Source organism: Salinispora sp. H7-4 (assembly GCF_013416675.1).
Lineage (GTDB): Bacteria > Actinomycetota > Actinomycetes > Mycobacteriales > Micromonosporaceae > Micromonospora > Micromonospora vitiensis.
In genome coordinates this window covers 195,392-214,596 of record NZ_JABZED010000033.1, presented here as the reverse complement: position 1 = coordinate 214,596, position 19,205 = coordinate 195,392, and the positions used below count along the sequence as shown (strand labels likewise).

The following is a 19,205-nucleotide window of genomic DNA, read 5'->3' as shown; positions in this document are numbered from 1 at the left end:
GCCGTCCTCGTTCCCGCGGGACCCGAGGTCACCTCACGAACGGCGACTGCCGTACTAGGATCCCTCCGTCGGCTCCGGCGACAAGCCGCAGGGGTTGGGGGGTCGAGCCGGCAAGATCGGTGTTGCTACCAGCTGGGGCTGGTTGGTGCGACAAACTCCATCAGGAGAAGTAGTCCTCGAGTGTGCCGTCGCGCACGGTGTCCAGGGTGAAGCAGTGGAGGCCGCCGCCGAACAATCGCCGATGGCGATGACGTACCGGCACGACGTCGAAGCCGTGCTTTTCCAGTGCGCGGCTCAGCTCCGGGCAGGAATCGTTGACCATGATGGTGTGCTCATCGATTGACAACACGTTCAGGTCGATGAACGGGCTGGTGAGGATGACGTCATCGTCGTCGTACTGGGGGAAGTTCTGTGCTTTCGGCTCGGGCGCCTCGATGACATCCCACTTCTGGAGAGCTTTGGGCAGGTAGTCGAGGAACCGTCGGGAGCGGATCAACAACGTGCCCGGTCGCAGGGGGAGCACCATGCTGTCGATGTGGCTGTCGGCCAGCCGGTCGATCCGGTGGATGGTGTAGCGGCCCGCCAGGTGGCGCTCCAACCACTCACACGCGAGGAGGTGGTTCGCCGTCGCGATGTTGACCAGGATGTCCCGACCGAATCGCAGGCACTGGGCGGCGTCGAAGAGCATCTCGATGCCCACGTCATAGGGGGAGTCGTTGATGGTGGGCACCGTCTCCATCGTGACGATCTGTTCGGCGTGGGCGAGGTCGAAGGAGCGGTCGGTCATCCACGGTCGGGGCATCACCGTCCACCGGGCGCCGTGTTTGAAGTATTCCATGAAAACGGGCTTCAGGAACTGTGTCTCGAAGTAGCGCGAGCGCATCATTGGTGGCGTTTCGATGATCTCGTCACCCAGGATCAACGTGTTGTCCCGGACGTTCAGGGGCGGCAGCGCGGTGGCGGACCACGCGGGGGTGGCGAAGTGTGCCGCGCCCTCGCGGAGGTTCATCGGTCGGTGAACGCGTATGCCAAGGGACTTGAGCGTCCCAGCTATTCCTTCCACGTCTTCGTGTAACTCGTCCACATAGCGCTGCTTGATATCCAGGGTTTTCGAGGTCAATGATCCCGGCGTCGGCTGACCGTGGGCCATGAACCGTGGATAGTAGATAGGGTGAGTCTTTGGGTTGTCGTGGATGAGGTTGTCGTAGAAGAAGAGATCGAAGGAGAGGTCGCGGGCCTGTTGTCGGTAGCCCGAGGCTGAACCCACGACGATTTCGCGTAACGGCGACCATTCATCGAAACTGTGCAGCCTCATGTGGCCCCCCCAGGAGACGTATGTGTGGTGCGCTCACCCGCAGTGACGAGGAGCGTGACGTGGTTGTTACCTGCAGTGGCAGCTTGGAGCTATGTCCGTCACTCATGCAACCAGTGATCGATACTTTCGGCAATGATGATCTAGGCTGGCGGCACGGTGGGGTGGGCCGGGCCGGCTGGGATGGGTTGGCTGTGACCAGCGGTGATCGTAACGTCGGTAGGCTGCTTAAATCTCATGTGGATGAATGGTGCGACTGGATATGGGTGAGGGTGGCGTCGCTGATGATCTTTCACGGCGCGACCCCGGGAGGCTGATCGCCGCTACACTGGGTGCTAGCAAGATCACTCCTTGCTCTCGCCGGTGTCAATTGATAGCGTGTCGATCAGCAAATCGGAGATCTCTTCATACGTTGACACACGGTTCGTAACGATGCCCCGTTCTGTCTCATTTCGCAGCTCAACAGTCGGTTGATCCGGCTGGGCGGGGCCGTGTCCGAAAATCCCGCCGAACTGATGGGGCGGTAATGAGAACCTTGATTATCGGTAATAGTCGAACCTGGGAGATGGTCGGCGATCTGGCGGCGCTGACCGCCGACCAACTGCGCGGTGGTGGCTGTGCCGCGCAGCGCCTACTCTGGTTCGCCCGGGACGGCGACGTGCTGGTGTTGCCGTTCGCCCCGCCGGCGGACTACCTGAGCTACATCACTGACCTGACCGGAACCCGCGCCTCGACCCTGACCACTGTGATCCCGCCACCGGGCAGTCTCGGCTCGGACATCCTCACCCCAGATCGGCTGACCGATCCGAGCTTTCTGGACAAGCTACGCGGTGCGCTCGGCAACCGGCCTCCGGCCAAGATCTTGGCCGTCTACAAGGACCTCTCCATCACCAGGATCGCCCGGACACTCGGCGCCGAGGCGGCCTTACCCGGCTATCCGTTCAGCAACCAGGCCGGTGATGCGCTGGTAAACAGCAAGGCCGGGTTCCGGGCCCTGGCCGCCGGAGCCGGGGTGCCGATCGCGCCGGGCACCGTGGTTGCCCGGCCGGAGCAGGCACTGGAGGCGATAGCTGACCTCTTCGAGCAGGGACACGACGCGATCGTCAAGATGGAGTTCAACGGAGGTGGTCTCGGCAACGAGGTCCTCAGCCGTACCGATGGCGTCGTGCCGACCGGCGCGACCCGGGCGGTGGTTTTGCCGGACCATCCCGCGCTGCTGGCATACGTACAGCAGCGGTGGGAAGGGCTCACCGCAGGCCAGGCCCACCGGCTGGTGGTGGAGCAGTTCTTCCCCAGGTCCGCCACCAGCTACGCGGAGTACATCGTGACCGACGAGGCGGCGCAGCTGATCGGGGTGGGAGATCTGCTGATGGCGCCAAGGGCAATCGGCCAGGTGCTGCCGGCGCAGACGATCGACGCGGAGACCCGGGCAGAGTTGCTAGACGGCGCCCACCGGCTGGTCGAGTCCCTCCGTGTACTCGGCTACCGGGGCGTGGTATGTGCCGACGCTATCGCTACTCCGGACAAGCAGGTGCTCTTCACCGAGACCAACTGTCGCCTAACTGGCTCCACCCACCTCCACCTGGCCCTCTACGGTCGGGTGGTCGATCCCGAGTACCGAGAAAAGCGGGTCTTCCTGGAACGCTTCGGTTGGGCCGTACCGTCGTTCACGGCGGCTGTCGAGCGGCTCGCGACGGCCGGCTTGGCGTACGACGCCACCAGCTGTACCGGGGTCGTGATCACCTCCGACGACGTGGACGCGGACGGTACCGTCGCCTGTTGCGCCATCGCGGATGACCTTCAGGCGGCGGAGGAGCTGCATCGCCGGCGGGGGGAACTCTTCGTGGACCAGTCGGCATGACCTGCTCCGCATCGTCGGGACGCACCCGTAGCGGTGGCTGGGGACCGGTACTCGTCGGTTCGCATCGCAGCGGACGTTGGTGGCCGCGATGACCCGGTCCATGCGGGCGGTGGTTCTGCGCCAACCAGGTGGTCCGAAAGCACTACGCGTCGAGCGGATACCCGAGCCATCGCCGGGGGTGGGGGAGAGTCTGATCGACGTGACGTTGACCGGGGTCAACTTCGATGACCTGGAGCGCTGCGCCGGTGCTCACCCCGAGCTGCCGCTGCCGGCGGTGCTCGGCGTGGAGGCGGTCGGGCGTCGACGGGCCGACGGACGGCGGGTCGTCGCGCTCCTACGCCAGGGCGGTGGGTACGCCGAAGTGGTGGCGGCCCCGGAGGCGCACACCGTGGAGATTCCGGCGGGCATCGATGACCCGCAGGCGCTCGGTCTGTTCGAGCAGGGCAGCACCGCGTACGGGGCGTTGTCGTTGGCCGGTCGGCTGCGGGCCGGGGAGAGTGTCGCGGTCTCCGCCGCGGCCGGCGGGGTTGGACACCTCGCGGTGCAGCTCGCGGTGGCGCTTGGCGCCTCGCCGGTGATCGGCCTGGCGTCGACCTCGGCGAAGCGACAGTTCGTCACCGGACTCGGCGCAGATGTGGTGCTGGACCCGGCAGATCCAGAGCTGGCCGACCGGGTGCGGGAGGCGGCCGGCGGAGCCGGCGTGGACCTGTTCGTCGACTCGGTGGGCGGCGCGGTGGCGCGGGCCGCCCTGGTCGGCCTGGCACCGTTTGGACGGTTGGTCTGCCTCGGCTGGCGGCCCGGCAACTCGAGCGATCCCGGAACCTGCGGAGCTGGTGACGTGCCCGTCGGTCCGGAGGACCCCACCGGTGTCGTCGCGGTGACCACCGCGCAACTGGCCGAGCGTTCCATCGGTTGTGCCGGCTTTTGGATGCGGCACGTGGTGGACGACCGTGAGCTGCTGTGCGGAATCGTCGGCCGGCTCTTCGAGCTGGCGGCTCACGGCCAGCTTACGGTCCACGTCGACCGGACCGTCGCGCTGCACGAGGTCGGCGTCGCCCACACGGCGGTCGCCGCCCGCGCCACTTCGGGCAAGGTTCTCATCGACGTACGCCGGGAGGTGTGATGTACGCCCGGTACTGCCGTTCCATGTTGTGTACGCCGGCGACCGCGGTCGGCAGGTACGCAACCTGCCACCGTTCGGGAGCCGACATTTGCCTGGTCGACCTGGAAGACTCGGTGCCGCCGCAGGACAAGGCCGAGGCCCGGGACCGGGGGAGCGCGTTCTTCAGTGGGGAGAGCGCGTCCGGTCGCCGTTGCGCCGTTCGGATGAACACACTTACCGAATCGGAAGGTATGCGGGATCTACTCGCCTTGCGCGAGTATCCAATCCGGCCCTCCATCGTGCTGGTGCCCAAGGTCGAATCGCCACGCGACATTGAGATAGTCGCGCGACTACTCCGGCCGGTCCGTCCGGACCTCGAGCTGTGCGCGGTGATTGAGACACCACGAGGGGTGGAGGCCGCCGCGGCGATCGCGGCGACGTCGCCCCACCTGCGTGCGCTGGTCTTCGGGTCGGCGGACTACGCGTCCGCTATTGGTGCCCAACTGCGCTGGGAGCCGCTGGCGCAGGCCCGGACCCGGGTGGTGAACGCCGCCAGGGCGGCTGAGGTGGAGGCGATCGACTCGCCGACCTTCCACGTGCAGGACTTGGCCGCGTTACGGCGGGAGGCGATTCTGGCTCGGGACCTCGGGTTCAGCGGCAAGATCGCCCTGCATCCACGCCAGGTGGCGGTCATCAACCAGGTCTTTTCCCCCGACGCGGCATCCCTGGAAGCGGCCCGGCGAGTGGTGGCCGCCGGCCAGCGCAGCGGCCAGGGCATCACCACCGTTGACGGGGTGATGGTCGGCCGGCCCTTCTTCGAGGCGTCCCAGCGGCTGCTCGACGAATTCGACTCATCCGGCTGACCCGTGGCCGGGACAACAGCGGTCAGTCTCACTGGCAGGGAGAGGAAATGACGCGCACAGCGGAACACCAGAGCTTCGTCGGTCCACACCGGTACCGCCACGCGGAGAAGATGATCCGGACCGCCGACCCGGTCTGGCAGGCAGCGGCGGACCACGGTTTGACCGGGATCAGTGTCGACACGCCCTCGGGCGACTCCAACAACCGGCTCGTTGACCGGGCGACCGGCCACGAGTTCGTCAACATGTGCTCCTGCGCCTACCTCGGCCTCAACCACCATCCGGCAGTGATTGAGGGGGCGGTGTCGGCGCTACGCGAGGCCGGCACCACCTGGCTGGTCACCTCCACCACCCGCATCCGGCACCAACTGCTGGCCCGGTTGGAGGAGGAGCTGGGAGAACTGTTCGGTGCCCAGATCCTCCCCGGTGCCACCTGTAGCGCGCTCGCCGCCGGCATCTTGCCCCTGGTGGCCTCCGGGCACCTCGCTCCGGGCGGCCCCAGGGTGATGGTCTTTGACCGGCACTGCCACTTCTGCATGTCGTACGTGAAGCCCATCTGCGCAGAGGAAAGTCTGGTCCTCACCTGCGACCACAACGACCTGAACTACCTGGAGGACATCTGCCGGCAGTATCCCAGCGTGGCCTACGTCGCCGACGGCGCGTACTCGATGGGCGGCGCCGCTGCCCTGGACGGTCTGTTGGAACTCCAGGACCGGTACGGTCTGTTCCTCTTCATCGACGACTCGCACTCGTTGTCGCTGGTCGGCGAGCGGGGTGAGGGCTTCGTCCGATCCCGACTGGTCATGAATCCACTCACCGTCATCGTCACCAGCCTGGGCAAGGGCTTCGGCACCGGTGGTGGTGTGGCCATGCTCGGCGACCCGGCGATGTCCCGTTTCCTGACCCGGCACGCCGGGCCGGTGGGGTGGTCGCAGAACATGGCCCTGCCACTGGTCGGGGCCTCGTTGGCGAGCGCCGCCATTCACCGTTCACCCGAGCTGGGCCAGTTGCAGCGCCGACTGGACGAGAACGTGGCGTACTTCGATGAGCTGCTACCCACCTCCTTTGCCGGAAACGGACTGCCGGTACGTCGAATCACCGTGGGCGACACCGACCGGGCAGTCCAACTCTCCGCGGAGTTGTACCGGCGTGGCTTCTACAGCTCGGCGGTGTTCTTTCCGATCGTGCCGCAGGGCCAGGCCGGGTTGCGGATCATGATCCGCGCCGACCTTGACCGGTCGGTCCTGGCCACCTTCGCCGACCATGTACGGGAGCTTACCGATGCGGCCTGAGCAGGCCGGGAAGCCGACCGGCTCCGGTCCGGTCGGCTTCCGGAGGGTAGGCGAGAACCGATACCGCGAACAGGTCGGCTTCTACTACGACGAGATCGTCGTCGGCACGGTGATCGAGCATCGGCCCGGCCGCACCGTGACCGAGATGGACAACGTGTTGATGAGCATGTTGAGCATGAACGCGTCACCGCTGCACATCGACGGCGCATACGCCGAGGCGGGCCGGTGGGGCCAGCCCCTGGTCTCCAGTCTGGTGACCCTGAGCATCGTCGGCGGGATGACCGCCCGCAGCACCAGCGGCCGGGCCATCGCGAACCTCGGCTGGGAGCGGATCCATCTTCCCCAGCCGGTCTTCGTGGGCGACACGCTGTACGCCGAGAGCGAGGTGACCGCGAAACGGCTCTCCGCCAGCCGGCCGGGCGAGGGCATCGTGAGCTGCCGCACCATCGGCCGCAAAGCCACCGGCGAGGTGGTCCTCACCTTCGAGCGGAGCTTCCTGGTGCCGACCGCGCAAGCCAGCATCGACGACACGACGGGCTACTGACCCTCCACCCACCCCGCGCGGTCAGGCCGCCGTGCTCCACAGTGCGTGGAAGGCGGCGGCCTCGCCGGTCAGCCAGCGCTCGATCTCCGCGGGCTTCGCGGTCGCCGGCGTGCGGTGCGCCCGGCCACGGCGGACATCGACCAGGACGGGTTCGGCGTGCGGCAGAATCGCCTCCATCTGCCGGCCCATCAGGTGCAGCATGGCCAGGGCTGCCTCGTCGCTCGGCGGAGCCTCGTCGAAGTGCAGGCGAATGGCCTCGGCGCGCCCGTCGGCGTACCGGATTCCGAAGTGTGGGTTGATTCTCACGGGCAGGTCGCCCAGCAGGGCGATTGCGTCGCGGGTCTGGGCCAGGTCGACCGACCGGGGTGCGCCGAGGGACAGCAGCCAGGCCATCGCCCCCGGCGCCAACGCCTGGTAGAGCGGACGCCAGCGGGGTTTGACGGCGGTGACCACCCGATCGAGGTGGGTGCCGCTGGTGTGGAAGGCGATGTCGGCCTTGAGTGCCTTGACGAACTGGCCATGTGGGTTGAAGCCGGAGCGGCTGGCCCGTTGCCGCCGCAGGCCGCCGACGAAGGTGGCCTTGGTCGGGCCGGTGCGGTCGACGTAACGGGTGAAGCCAAGGAGCGTGGTGTAGGGGGCGAGGGGAGTGGCGGGGGTGGGCGCGGTCACGGGCATCCTCCCAGCTCAACGGCGAGATTAGTACATACATTCTAATCGACGGAGCTGACGTCGACCAGGACAAATCACCCACGCATGTGTCGCGTCCGCGCGAATCCTGCGAGTGTCCGGATAAGTCTGCGAGTGATCTTGCGAGCCGTCCGGAACGGGTTGCGAGTCACCCGTACGCGCCGAGTTGGTCGCCGGGAAGCGGCGTCAGTTGTGGTATGAGCGTCGATTCTCCGACGGGCTCCAGCGCGGTAGTGCCGCTGGCCCGTAACCGGGCGCGGATGCCGTCCGGGCGGTTGAACTGCTTGAACGTCCGGCTGGCGGACGAGGAGATGCGTGAAGTCTCTGCGGCGGCTCGCCGGGCGGGTTTTGACTCCGACCGGGTACGCGGGGGAGGTAGCGGTCGCGGCGGCGCGGGCGGATGCCGAGGGCAGCGCCGTCGGAGCAACGCGGGCCCGCACCGTCATCGACCACCTCGACGGCGGCACCAAGGTCTCCGAGGAGATCTTCAAAGCCGACACTGACATGGCCTTCCCGCTGCTGGCCGCCATGGGCATCGAGATGACCCAGACGCTGTTCGTCGCCGACGACACCCTGCTCGTCGAAGGCCCCAGCGACATGATCTACCTGGATATCTTCAACGACGCGGCCGAAACCGCCCGCCGGACCAGCCTCGACCAGCGCTGGGTCGTCACCCCAATCGGTGGAGCCGGCAAGCTGTCCACGTTCGCCGCCCTGCTGGGCGCCAACAAGATCAACATTGCGGTACTGGTCGACTCCAGCACCAAGGACGTCCAAGCCGTTCAGCAGCTTAGGGCCAACGATCAGCTCGCCAAGAACGGCCTGATCGAGATCAAGGAGTTCACCGGCGCAGCGGATGCCGACATCGAGGACCTCTTCGACCGCGACTTCTACATCGAACTCGTCAACCGCGCCTACGCCAGCGAGCTGCCCGCGCCGATCACCGCAGCCGACCTCAACGCGCGGGACCCGCGCGTCGTTCGCCAAGTCGAGGCATACTTCCAGAAGAAGAAGATTGCCGGCGGCAAGTTCAACCACTACAAGCCCGCCCGCACCTACCTGCGGGAACATGCCTCACTGCCCGAGCTTGACACCGCCACCCTCGACCGCATCGAGAAGCTCTTCCAGCGGCTCAACGGGCTGATCCGCAAGAGCAAGAACAAGTAGCACCCGCCGGATCCGGCGCCGACTGCTGACCGAGCATCGGCGCCGGACGACCGGATCGCTACCTTCGTCGGCATGCCGCTTCGTGATCAGCCAGCCCAAGAGCCCTTCGAGAGCAGAGACCTCGAACTCGGCGCAGCCCTTGGCGCATGGAGCGAGGCCCAGACGCTCTTTCAGCTTGAACTTCTCGGGCCGCTGGACGCTCCAGGCATGGATCCGACCTGGCTACTTCGTGTCGTGGGGCATGTCCTCCAAGCCGAGCTGGTTCTCTTTTACGGGCCGCACGTCGATGTCTCGGCGTTCCGATCCACCCGGCCCGAGGATGGTCTTTATGTCGGCGGTGAGACTGACATCACGCCCAGCAGGCTCACCGAGATGCTCGACGAGCTTGCCGCAGTGGAGGAAGGCGACGCGATGCCGAACTGGCTATGTCCCGCGCCGGACTACTGACTCGCCTGGCGCCAGGCGGCACCCGACGGGTCGCGATGGCAGAATGATCATGTGTTTGACTTCGGCATCGCCGGCTACCGACCGCACTGGCTGCATGGCCTGAAGACGGTCAGTGCCGCCCACGGTCGTCGCCTTGCTGGTCTTGCCGGCCGAACCTTGCGCCACGTCTGGCTGGTCTGGGACCTCGGCGCCGACGAATGGTTCGCCGACTGCCCTGTCCTGCTTGACTTTGGAAGTGAGCAGGTCGAGATTAACCATCAGAAGACCGACGACCTGTCGATCACCTTCAACAGCATCGACCCGCATCAGCCCCTCACCTGGCCGACCTCCGACGACTTCCAACTTGCCTGGCGGCCGGAACCGATCGCGCAGCTCGAAGAACTCCGCGGACAAGAGCTGCGCCACGCCAGCCTTCTCGAATGGGCCGGCGGCACCATGGCCGACGGCAGCGTCGCCCTCGGTTTCGCTTTCCCAGCAGGACACCTGACGATCTACAACGCGCTCGACGAGAACGGCCTCCTCTTCAGCGCACCAGGCCGGGACTGGCGCGAGCACCTCCTCTGAACGGCGAGAAGGCCGAGTCAGGGGACCTACCTTCGCGGTGCATGGTCGCCTCGGGTCAGATTTTCGCAAGATGGGCCCGGACGTTTCGGCACGATGTCGTCTGGACCTACCTTTGCGAGTTGCTGGTCAGCGCCTCGGTCACCCGCAATCTTCCGGCGGACCCGACAGCATGGTCGTCTCTTGTCGGGCCTGCCGGCCCCGCCTCGCACCACACCTGGCTGCTCCGGGGGAGGTCGCGGTCGCTGCTGCTGCTGAGAAATTTGGTTGGTCCGGCTCCTCCGGCTACGGCAGCATCTCTGCCATGCTGCACAAGGACGAGATTCGGGTTGACGAGGCAGTCGTCACGTCACTTCTGCAGCTTCAACGCCCGGACTGGGCATCGCTGCCCTTGTCACCGGCAGGCGCCGGCACTGACAACATCATGTACCGGCTGGGAGAAGACCTCCTGGTCCGGCTGCCGCGAACAGCCGACAAGGCGCCGTCCCTGGATAAGGAGCGGACGTGGCTTCCTCGGCTGGGACCGCTCCTGACCTACCGGACGCCGGAACCGGTCTACGCCGGCACGCCAACCCCCGAGTTCCCGCTGCCTTGGTCGATCTACCGCTGGATCGACGGAACCGCGGTCAACGCGAATACCGTCCAGGACTGGGCCGCCTTCGGAACAGAGCTGGCAATATTCGTTCATGAGCTGCACGGCATCGATCTCATGAGTGCCTCTCGCGCCGGTGAACTGAGCTGGTACCGCGGAGGCAGCCTGAAGGGTTGCGAAGAGGCCATCAGCACCTATTTCGCGGACTGCTGGACCACGATGGATGACGACCTCGATATCGACACCCTGGCAGGGCTTTGGCGCGCCGCCATCAGGCTGCCCGAGCCCTGCAGTTCGCACGTATGGCTCCACGGTGACCTTCGCCCCGCCAACCTTCTGGCAGCGAGGGGCCGACTGCACGCCGTCATCGACTTCGGGGGACTGTCGATCGGCTTTCCTGCTGCCGAGCACGCCCCGGCCTGGGATCTGCCGGCTCCAGCGCGACAGGCCTACTGGAACGCCATGGACCTCGACGACGTGAGCTGGGCGAAGGCTCGGGCATGGGCCATCGCCGTGGGCATCGCCGGAATCTCCTACTACCGGAATACCTGGCCCGCCTTCGCGGGCGAATGCCGGACACGACTCGAAGCGATCCTCACCGACGCCGCAACACGCTAACTCCGTACTCTCAGGAAGCCGCTGCGCCCATCACGAACCCCTGCCGAGCAACAGGAGAAAGGCGACCTGTGACACGGGCAGTCCTATAATCTGACGACCTGCACGACCTGGTGGTGGACCAGTTCGGCGCAGACCGTAGACCTGCCGCCCTGGACCGGCTGACCGGTGGCAGCAAGAAGGGCGTCTACCGGCTCAGATTGGACGACCAGTCGACAGCGATCCTCTATGTTTGGGCAGCAGGCGAGAACTACTGGCCGCCGGCACCAGCCGTCCCCGACGATCCCTTCACCGACGCGTCGGGCGTCGAGTTGTTCGCCACCAACTACGCCGCCCTCAGCGCCGTGGACGTGCGGACGCCACGGCTGTTGATGCTCGACCGCGCCGGCCGCTACCACCCGGCCGACCTTGCTCTGGTCGAGGATGTCGGTGCGGTGACGCTCGAGGCGCTCATGGAACATGACCCGGCCGCAGCCATGACGCCGCTGTCCACACTTGGTGCTGCCCTGTGCCGCATGCACACTTCCCGCAGCACCCACTACGGCAAGCTGGCCGCCATCGCCCGCGGGGAGGCCCTACAGACCCGCAGCACCGAGGACATCATCCAGGACCGGGCGCGTGGTCACCTCGACGCGGCGGCCGCCCGCGACGCCCGCCTCGCCGATGCCCACGACCGAATCACCGACCATCTCCGGCGCCTGCGCGGCGCGGTCACCGTTCGCCACGACTACCGGTTGATACACGGCGAACTCGGACCGGACCACGTGCTCGTCCCGCCTTCCGGTGCACCCGCCATGATCGACATCGAGGGGCTGACGTTCTTCGACGTGGAGTGGGAGCATGCCTGGCTGCAGTTGCGCTTCGGTGACGCGTACCCCGCGCTCCAGTCCGTCGAACTCGACCCCAACCGGCTGGAGCTCTACCGATTCGCCCAGGTCCTGTCTCTGATCGAGGGTCCCCTTCGGATCGCCGACACCGACTTCCCGGACCGCCAGTGGATGCTGGCTCTGGCCGAGCGGAACATCACCAAGGCCCTGGCCGTGATCTGACTCCTCCCGCATCACCGTCCGGCGGGATGACCCGGCCAGCCGGGGTCGGCTGATGAGGCGTGGCGATGGCTACCGCTCCGTACTCCCGAAGGCGCTGGACAGGTAGGTGCGGGCGTCCGTGATGGCGTCCGCGATGATCCTCGCTGCGGCGCGTGCCTCCTCCGGCTCATGGTTCGCTTGCACCTGAAGCCGGAACCGCGACGAGCCGGTGGGAGTCACCGGGAACTCCACCATGAACGCGAGCACCCCACGGTCGAAGAGCAGGCGGTTCGCGATCCGCGCCAGCTTCTCGTTTCCGATCAGGAGCGGCACGATCGGCGACGGTTCACCCATACAGGTCAGCCCGTGCCCGGTCAGCTCGTCTCGAAGCGCGGTGACGGCGGTGCGCAGCCGGGAACGGAGGAGGTCGCCCTCCGCGGATCGGATGATCTTCGAGGCTTCCAGGACCACGGCGGTCTGCACGGGCGACAGCGCGTTGGAGAAGAAGTGCGACCCACCGAACATTTTGAGGTACTGCTTGAGCGCCGGGGAGGCCGAGGCGACGAAGCCGCCGTTGGAGCAGAACGTCTTGGAGAAGGCGCCCATCACGATGTCGATGTCGCCGAGCACCTCCTGCAACCCGAGGACACCGGTGCCACCCGGGCCCATCGAACCCAGGTCGTGCGCCACGTCGACGAGCAGCGTCGCGTCGTGCTCCCGGCACACCTGCTGCAGGGTCACCAGGTCCGGCCAGTCCGCGTCCACCGAGAAGAGGCCGTCCGTGACGACGAGGATGCCGTTGCGGCTGTCCCGCTGGCGGATGTCGACCAGGTGGCGACGGACCGCCTCCACGTTGAGGTGTTCGTAGCGCACCACGTTGCGGGTGGTCGCCCGGGCCCCCTGTTGGAGGCAGGAGTGCGCCAGCCGGTCGATCAGAACGTGGTCCTCCTGGCGGACCAGGCCCGCCATCGCGCCGAAGCCGGCGGCCCACCCGGTCGGGAAGAGCGTCACCTGCTCGGCCCGGACCAACTCCCCGAGTGATGCCTCCAGTTCGTCGGAGATTCGGGTGTTCCCGAGCACCATCGGTGACCCGGCGCTGTGCGGACCGTAGTCCCGCATGGCCTTGGTCGCCGCCTCCCGGATCGCCGGGTGCGTGTTGAACGACAGATAGTCCTGCGAGTTGAAGTTGATCCCGCGGGTACGCCGGCCGATGTCGTTGGTGATCTGGGCGATGCTGCTCGGTGCGGCTTCCAGCGTCCTGGAGTACTGCCACGTCTCGGTCCGCCGCCGCGCCTCGACCCACCCGTGGAATTCCTCGGTACGGGTCATCAGGTTGCGGCCGGCCGGCCGGTAGAAGTCATAGGCGTTCTTGTCGAGCGCGTACGCCTCGTCGGCGTCAACCTGTAGGTCGACGGGTTCCCACATCTGGGTCAGGTCGGCGACCACCTCGTTGAGGGTGGTCTCGTCCAACGAGTCGAACTCGTCCCACGGGATGTGGGTGGCCCAGTTGCGGGTCATCTCGGAGACCTCGGCCGCGGCTGCCGCCATCGCCTCCAGATCCTGCCGGCCGGCGGCCGCGAGGATGGTCCCGATCAGTTCGTCGTCGTTGCGTTGGTCAAGCTCAGGCAGGGACACAGTCGATCTCCGGGCGGGGTACGGGTCAGGCGAACAGGTTCTGCTGGTACATCCGAGCGGTCGCGGGGTAGTCCTCGAACACCGGGTACCCGGCCGAGGTCTCCTTCGCGGCGTCGTTGAGCAGGAGGAGGTTCGACGCCTGGAAGAACTCCGAGACCGGCGCGACGTCGGCGTGGGTGGCGACGAACCGGTCGATCTCCTGCTGGTTTCCGCGCAACGCCACGAACAACTGCAGTTCGTCGTGGCGGTACGGGCGCATCTCCGCGAGCGTGCAGACGTAGTCGTAGTAGGCGGCGGCGTTCTGGCTGCGGCGGCGGCCTTCATAGCTGGCCATCGCCGCCTCCAGCGACACGTCCCCGGAGAACCACCGGCCCAGCGCGTCGGCGACCAGCTCCGCGCCCCGGAACGCGTGGGTCATCCCGATCGCGGTGCACTGGTCCTTGGCCGACTCGGCATCCCCGACCAGCACCCAGCCCGGTCCGGCCAGGGGCCGGAGGAACGCGGACTGATCCAACGTCCCGTAGACGCGCTCCGCCCGCACGCCCTGCGTCCGGACCACCTCGCCCAGCTCCGGGCTGACGAAATCCAGCGCCCGCTGGAAGTTGCCGGACACGTCGCGACGGAACTCGCGGGACCACTCGCTCGGACCCCAGACCAGCACCATGTTCTGGTCGTGGTTGGTGGGTGCGACGGCGCAGGCCAGCCGACCACGTCGGTGCAGCTGCGCCGGACCCAGGTCGAAGCCGGAGTAGTAGCTCCAGTAGGCGAAGGTGCACCGGGGCCGTTCGTCGAATTTCGGTAGGCCGAGGGTGCGGGCGACGAACGAGTTGCGCCCGTCGGCACCGATCACGATTCGGGCGCGCTCCTCGACCAACTGCCCGTCGGAGTCGCGTCCCCGTACCCCGACGACCTGGTCGCCCTCGGTGATGAGCTCCCGCACCGTGAAGTTCGTCCGCACCTCGGCGCCGGCCTTACTCGCCGCCTCGACCAACATCTGGTCGAGTACGTGGCGGCGCACCGAGGCGTACGTGCGCACCACGCCCGAGTCGTCGCCATGCCAGTCGCGGAAGTACGCGCGCAGCAGCTCGTCCGGCACCGAGCCGGTGAGCGGAATGCCGTCGTTGACGAAGGTGACCTCGGTGTGCGACGGGGTGACCGCCAGCACCTGGTCCAGCAGGCCCCACCGGTTCAGGTAGGAGGTCCCGTGCGGCCAGAGGAAGTGGGTCGAGATGACGTCGCTGGGGAAGCTCGATCGGTCTAATACCAGCACCCGGTGCCCCTGTCGGGCCAGGAGCATGCCGGTGGACGCGCCTGCGCAGCGGGCTCCGATGACAATCGCGTCGTACCTAGACATGCGGATTCCCTTCCGAGGAGCGGCAGCTCGACGATCCCAGCGGGGCTAGTCTGCTGGCCGCGATCGTATCTGTCCAACTAGGTCTTTCCGAGCAGCCGACGGCTGATGGTTGCGCCGGTGACACGGTGTGGCGGGCCGCTACTACGGGTGGGGGTTCTGAGGCAGCCTGCGGATCGGTAGCGTTGGGCGGGAGTGCGGCTTGATGGGTCGGTGGTGCGTTCAGTGCTACGCGAGGAGGTTCCGGGTGGATTCCTTGCCAGAGTTGACGTTCGGGCAACGGTTGAAGGTCTACCGGGAGCGGTCCGGAAGGACCCGGGCGGTGCTGGGTGGGTTGGTGGGCCGTAGCGCCGAGTGGGTGAAGGCGGTCGAGACCGACCGGATCTTGCCGCCACGACTTCCCATGCTGGATCGGATTGCGCGTGCTCTGAAGGTCGACGTGTCTGTCCTGGCCGTGGAGTTGGGTGACCGGTCTGTGGTGGTCAGTGGGCCGGAGCATCCGGCGTTGGCGTCGGTGCGGGATGCCGTGAACCGGGTCGTGTTCGCTGATGGCGTCCCGGCGGAGTCGTTGGTCAGGCTGAGGGAGCGGCTGGCGATGGCATGGCGGGCCCGTCATCAGGCGTCGGATCACCGGACGGTGCTGGGCGGTCTGTTGCCGGGTTTGCTGCGGGATACGCAGCGTGCAGTGTTGGGGTACGAGGGTGACGAGCGGCGGCAGGCGCAGGTGCTGTTAGCGGAGACGCTCGGGTTGGCGCAGATGTTCATCGCGTACCAGCCTGCTGCCGAGTTGTTGTGGCGGGTGGCGGATCGGGCGATGGTGGTGGCGCAGGAGTCCGGTGACCCGGAGGCGGTGGCCGGTGCCGGGTGGTTCCTGTGTCAGGTGCATCGGGACGCTGGGGACTGGGACACCGCGATGGCGGTGACGCTGGACGTGCTGTCGGCCGTGGAGCCGGCAACGGTCGATGGGAGCACGAATCTGCTGGCGCTGTGGGGTGCGCTGAACTTCGAGGCCGCGTACACGGCGGCTCGTGCCGGCACGGAAGGGCGGGCCTGGCGGTACTGGGATCGCGCGGATCGCGTGGCGCAGCGCCTACCGCAGGGTTTCTACCAGCCGCAGACGTCGTTTTCCCGGGCCATCATGGGCGCGCACGCAGTGACCGTGGCGGTGGAGTTGCAGAAGTCCGGCGAGGCGGTGCGGCAGGCCCGCCGCCACGATGCGGCAGCGATCCCGTCGAGGCCGCGCCGGGCGCGCCATTTGATCGAGGTCGCGCGGGCGCACTACGGCAAGGGCGATACGGAAGCGACGGTGGCGATGCTGCGGCATGCGTACGAGTCCGCCCCAGAGACGATCCGCTTCAACGGGTACGCCCGTCAGATCACCGTGGACCTGCTCGGCGGCCCGCGTGCCACCCGAGACGATGCCCGCGACCTCGCGGCCCGAGTCGGACTCGTCTCGTGATCGGGAGGTAGGAACCTTACCCATTCCAGCGTGCAACCCACCGTAGCTTGTCGTTTACGGGATGCGGCGGGCGGTGCGAGTTGCGCCCGGTCGCCGCGTCCTCCGCAGTCAGAGGGCAGCGAGGCTGCCCTCGCGAGCGACGAGGGAGGGTGCGTGCGGCGCGTCTCGTACGACGACTACCTGTCAGCCACCGCGTTGACGTTTGCCCGACGGCATTGTTCGGTCTGGTCGTGGCAACGATGGCGGCGTGTCTGCCGGTGCGGAGCCGAACTGCCGTGTCGTGCCCGGCATCGGATCCCAATCAATCGGGGTCACTGGCCTCAAGGGGGCGAGCAGTGACCGGCGGGCCGGAGCAAGTGATCCTTGCGGTGCACGTCCGAGGGCTCGACGGCATGTGCGCTGGCTGTCGAGTGTGGTGGTCGCGGCTGACTCCGTACCCGTGCTGGCAGGTGGAGTGGGCGACCAGCCGGCTCGCCCGCGCGAGTGTAGCCCGGTTCTTGGGTGGTGTGCGGTGACGGGGTAACCCCTTGCCCGAAGGGGGCCTGGTGCGTCGGGAGGGGCGGCCGATTGTGTGGCGAGAACTGCGGCTACGCAGTGCGAGTGCGGCGAATCGGGTTGAGTCGTGGTGCCGGTGCTGGCTAGATGGATCGCATGCGCACCATTGTGAGTGACCGCCTCCGGCTGCGTCCTTGGCAGGACGAGGATGCCGACTTTCTGTTTGATCTTGAGTCGCGCTGGGAGGTGGTGCGATTTGTGGGCCCGCAGCCCACGATCATGAACGATCGCGAGCGTGCCCTCGCCTCGATCGCACGCCGCCGCGCCATCGATGATCCGGTCCACGGGATCTGGGCTATCACCACGGCGGCGGACGGCCGGCTGGTCGGTAATCTCCTGCTCAAGCCGATTCCGCTGTCGGCAGGGGAGCAGGCCGGTGGGCCGACCGAGGTCGAGATCGGCTGGCAGCTGCATCCGGAATCCTGGGGGCACGGCTACGCCACCGAGGCAGCGGCGGCGGTCCTGTCGGACGCGTTCGACCGGGGGCTGACGAGGGTCATCGCGGTCACGCATCCGGACAATCGGGCCTCCCAGGCAGTCTGTCGTCGGCTCGGCATGACACACCTGGGCCGAACAACGAAGTACTACGACATGCCGAACGAACTCTTCGAGAGTGAGACGCGGGAGCCCCAGCCGGTGAGACCCGATCAGGTTCGTCCCTTGCGGGCAACGTGGTCGAAGGTGGTAGGCGCGACGGCTCAATGATGCTCGCTTGGATCCCGCCCTGGTTGGCGGGTTGCCGGTGCTTACTACCCTCGCCGGCATGGCGATAGCACCCGCTGCGGTCCACGACCTGGGCAACGAACTGCGAGGTCTCGGCTGGGTCAGCGACCTGATGGTCGCCGGGTCGTTGGCCACCGGCGACTACATTCCGGGCGTCAGCGACCTTGATCTGGTCGCGCTCGTGGATGGGCGCGTCGACGCCGGCCGGCAGGCGGCGCTCGCTGCCATTCACCGCCGTCTCGACCGCGGAAGTGGCGCGGGAGCCAAGCTCGGGTGCGGGTACGTCGACGGCGCGACCGTTGCGGAGCTCGAGCTACCGCATCCCACCTGGACCCATGGCCGCTTCGTTCACCGCACTCTTTCCCGGGTCACCCGGGCGGAGCTGGTGCGACACGGATACGAGGTCTTTGGGCGCTCGCCCCGCGAGGTCTTTCCCGAGGCGTCGGACGCCGACGTCCGAGCAGCGGCGCGGGCGGAGCTGACCGGCTACTGGGGCTTGGCTGTCCGGCGTCCCTGGTGGTGGCTGGAACCCACGATTGCCGAGCTCGGTCTCACCGCCATGGCACGCGGCCGGCACGCCCTCGACCACGGCGAGCTTCTCACCAAGACGCAGGCCATCAACCAGGCGAACGCTCCCACCTGGCTGATCGGCCACCTCAGCGCCAGACGGTGCGGCGAAGCCGTCTCCCTGCCTCGGCTCCGGACCGCCTGGATCGCCTGGCGCGACGCCCGCCGGACAGTCGCCTACGCGAAGCGCACCCGGTGAGTCCACTCTCGAGCGCCGCGCCGACCTCAGGATCGATACTGTGTTCGCGAGTGATCATCGCATGATGGGGGATGCAGCGATGCCCTTGACGAACCCGTGGCTCGCGGAACCCGCGCCGACGCGGCGGCTGCCGCGGGACCGGCTTGCGGAGCGCATCCGTAACCTGCTCTCGTCGCAGAACATGTGTGTGCTGGCCACAGTCGGGCCCGACGGGCCGCTGGCCACTCCGGTGCGCTACTACCCGCTCGACTTCGCGGTGATGTTCACCGCCGCGCCGCGGTCACCGAAGCTGCGCAACATCGCCCGGGACCCACGGGTCTCGGTGGGTATCTTCGCCCCGCTGGTCGGGCTGGCCAGCAGCCGCGGCGCGCAGCTCTTCGGCGAGGCTCGGGTGCTGCCACCCGACCACCCCGACCGCGAGCCCTACTGGGCCGCGTTTCGGTGGGAGAACGAGCACGCCGAACGGGGCAGATCGCTCGCCGAACCGCCACGGGACACCCTGGTGGTGATCGATGCGGACCGGATCGTCTACACCGAGCACTGGCTCCGACGGGAGGGCTTCGCCGCCCGTCAGTTCTGGCGACGCTGCGAACACGAGTCCGAGGGCGGCGAACGCACCGGCTTCCACCCGGACGGCGACGACTGAGC

19 protein-coding genes are annotated in these 19,205 nt (G+C 67.3%); 15 read left to right on the top strand and 4 right to left on the bottom strand.

Going from position 1 to position 19,205, the window contains the following annotated elements; translation table 11 throughout:
- Positions 1-160 precede the first annotated feature (160 nt).
- Positions 161-1,315, bottom strand: coding sequence for a glycine amidinotransferase (locus H0524_RS15480; protein ID WP_180199255.1), 1,155 nt, complete (start codon positions 1,313-1,315; stop codon positions 161-163).
- A 523-nt stretch (positions 1,316-1,838) separates the two neighbouring features.
- On the opposite strand from H0524_RS15480, the gene H0524_RS15475 reads away from it, so the two are divergent.
- From H0524_RS15475 to H0524_RS15455, 5 genes are all read left to right on the top strand, one after another.
- Positions 1,839-3,173: a peptide ligase PGM1-related protein gene (locus H0524_RS15475; protein WP_180199254.1), complete on the top strand. Its 1,335-nt coding sequence runs from the start codon at positions 1,839-1,841 to the stop codon at positions 3,171-3,173.
- Positions 3,174-3,273: 100 nt separating this feature from the next.
- Positions 3,274-4,296 (top strand): zinc-binding dehydrogenase, encoded by a 1,023-nt coding sequence (locus tag H0524_RS15470; protein ID WP_180199276.1) that lies wholly within the window; start codon positions 3,274-3,276, stop codon positions 4,294-4,296.
- Entirely contained in the window at positions 4,296-5,138 is an 843-nt protein-coding gene (locus H0524_RS15465; RefSeq protein WP_180199253.1) for a CoA ester lyase, read from the top strand. Before H0524_RS15470 ends, H0524_RS15465 begins: the two co-directional genes overlap by 1 nt.
- Before the next feature lie 47 nt (positions 5,139-5,185).
- Positions 5,186-6,427 carry an aminotransferase class I/II-fold pyridoxal phosphate-dependent enzyme gene (locus H0524_RS15460; RefSeq protein ID WP_180199252.1) on the top strand — a complete coding sequence of 414 codons (1,242 nt, stop codon included), beginning with the start codon at positions 5,186-5,188 and terminating at the stop codon, positions 6,425-6,427.
- A complete protein-coding gene (locus H0524_RS15455) occupies positions 6,417-6,971 on the top strand; it encodes a MaoC family dehydratase (RefSeq protein WP_180199251.1) in 555 nt (184 codons plus the stop codon). The genes H0524_RS15460 and H0524_RS15455 overlap by 11 nt, the downstream gene beginning before the upstream one ends.
- 21 nt (positions 6,972-6,992) lie before the next feature.
- Here the strand turns inward: H0524_RS15455 and H0524_RS15450 are convergent, their stop codons facing one another.
- Positions 6,993-7,640 carry a hypothetical protein gene (locus H0524_RS15450; RefSeq protein WP_180199250.1) on the bottom strand — a complete coding sequence of 216 codons (648 nt, stop codon included), beginning with the start codon at positions 7,638-7,640 and terminating at the stop codon, positions 6,993-6,995.
- Positions 7,641-7,973: 333 nt separating this feature from the next.
- Between H0524_RS15450 and H0524_RS24920 the strand changes: the two genes are divergently transcribed.
- From H0524_RS24920 to H0524_RS15425, 5 genes are all read left to right on the top strand, one after another.
- Positions 7,974-8,825 (top strand): TOPRIM nucleotidyl transferase/hydrolase domain-containing protein, encoded by an 852-nt coding sequence (locus H0524_RS24920; RefSeq protein WP_255435970.1) that lies wholly within the window; start codon positions 7,974-7,976, stop codon positions 8,823-8,825.
- Positions 8,826-8,897: 72 nt separating this feature from the next.
- Positions 8,898-9,272 (top strand): hypothetical protein, encoded by a 375-nt coding sequence (locus H0524_RS15440; protein WP_180199249.1) that lies wholly within the window; start codon positions 8,898-8,900, stop codon positions 9,270-9,272.
- A gap of 51 nt (positions 9,273-9,323) precedes the next feature.
- On the top strand, positions 9,324-9,836 hold the full coding sequence (locus H0524_RS15435; RefSeq protein WP_180199248.1) for a hypothetical protein: 513 nt from the start codon (positions 9,324-9,326) through the stop codon (positions 9,834-9,836).
- A gap of 301 nt (positions 9,837-10,137) precedes the next feature.
- Positions 10,138-11,043: an aminoglycoside phosphotransferase family protein gene (locus H0524_RS15430; RefSeq protein WP_180199247.1), complete on the top strand. Its 906-nt coding sequence runs from the start codon at positions 10,138-10,140 to the stop codon at positions 11,041-11,043.
- 110 nt (positions 11,044-11,153) lie between these two features.
- Complete coding sequence (locus H0524_RS15425; RefSeq protein ID WP_180199246.1) at positions 11,154-12,089, top strand: aminoglycoside phosphotransferase; 936 nt, start codon at positions 11,154-11,156, stop codon at positions 12,087-12,089.
- 69 nt (positions 12,090-12,158) lie between these two features.
- Here H0524_RS15425 and H0524_RS15420 read toward each other — a convergent pair whose 3' ends face one another.
- Positions 12,159-13,703 (bottom strand): aminotransferase class I/II-fold pyridoxal phosphate-dependent enzyme, encoded by a 1,545-nt coding sequence (locus H0524_RS15420; protein ID WP_180199245.1) that lies wholly within the window; start codon positions 13,701-13,703, stop codon positions 12,159-12,161.
- 25 nt (positions 13,704-13,728) lie between these two features.
- A complete protein-coding gene (locus H0524_RS15415) occupies positions 13,729-15,057 on the bottom strand; it encodes an NAD(P)/FAD-dependent oxidoreductase (protein WP_018214866.1) in 1,329 nt (442 codons plus the stop codon).
- Positions 15,058-15,301: 244 nt separating this feature from the next.
- Between H0524_RS15415 and H0524_RS15410 the strand changes: the two genes are divergently transcribed.
- The 5 genes from H0524_RS15410 to H0524_RS15395 all read left to right on the top strand — a co-directional run bounded on the left by H0524_RS15410 (position 15,302) and on the right by H0524_RS15395 (position 19,203).
- A complete protein-coding gene (locus H0524_RS15410; RefSeq protein WP_180199244.1) occupies positions 15,302-16,513 on the top strand; it encodes a helix-turn-helix transcriptional regulator in 1,212 nt (403 codons plus the stop codon).
- Between the two features lie 149 nt (positions 16,514-16,662).
- Entirely contained in the window at positions 16,663-17,028 is a 366-nt protein-coding gene (locus tag H0524_RS24915; protein WP_309225119.1) for a hypothetical protein, read from the top strand.
- 136 nt (positions 17,029-17,164) lie between these two features.
- The gene (locus tag H0524_RS15405) at positions 17,165-17,773 is read left to right on the top strand and encodes a GNAT family N-acetyltransferase (RefSeq protein WP_180199275.1); all 609 of its coding nucleotides are present in this window, start codon (positions 17,165-17,167) and stop codon (positions 17,771-17,773) included.
- Positions 17,774-17,831: 58 nt separating this feature from the next.
- The gene (locus H0524_RS15400) at positions 17,832-18,557 is read left to right on the top strand and encodes a nucleotidyltransferase domain-containing protein (RefSeq protein ID WP_180199243.1); all 726 of its coding nucleotides are present in this window, start codon (positions 17,832-17,834) and stop codon (positions 18,555-18,557) included.
- A 79-nt stretch (positions 18,558-18,636) separates the two neighbouring features.
- A complete protein-coding gene (locus H0524_RS15395) occupies positions 18,637-19,203 on the top strand; it encodes a pyridoxamine 5'-phosphate oxidase family protein (RefSeq protein WP_180199242.1) in 567 nt (188 codons plus the stop codon).
- Positions 19,204-19,205 lie beyond the last annotated feature (2 nt).